Raw genomic sequence first — 411 nt, forward strand, 5'->3', positions numbered from 1 at the left:
ATTTCTTGGGATCGATTTTGCCATGCAGGGAATGTGTGTATTTTCTACAGGAGAAAGAGCCGGGTACCCTATGTTTTACAAAAAAGCAGAGAAAAAACTTGCAAGAGAACAGAGAAAGCTCTCCCACTGTGAAAAAGGAAGCCGGAACTATCAGAAACAGAAAAAAAGGGTAGCTTTATGTCATGAAAAGATAAAGAACCAGAGAAAAGATTTCCAGCATAAGCTCAGCAGGGAGCTTGCGGAAAGATATGATGCAGTATGTGTGGAAGATCTGAATATGAAGGGAATGTCCGGAGGACTGCACCTTGGGAAAGGTGTGCAGGATAACGGGTACGGGCAGTTTCTGTTCATGCTGGGATACAAGCTGGAAGAATGCGGAAAACATCTTATAAAAGTAGACCGTTATTTTGC

Annotated in this window: 1 protein-coding gene; it reads left to right on the forward strand. The window is 42.6% G+C overall.

Annotated elements, in window-relative coordinates:
- On the forward strand, positions 1 to 411 hold a 411-nt coding region (locus tag GPK58_RS12700; protein ID WP_215638772.1), incomplete at both ends, for an RNA-guided endonuclease InsQ/TnpB family protein.

The organism is Blautia sp. MCC270, from assembly GCF_018785605.1.
Lineage (GTDB): Bacteria > Bacillota > Clostridia > Lachnospirales > Lachnospiraceae > Blautia_A > Blautia_A fusiformis.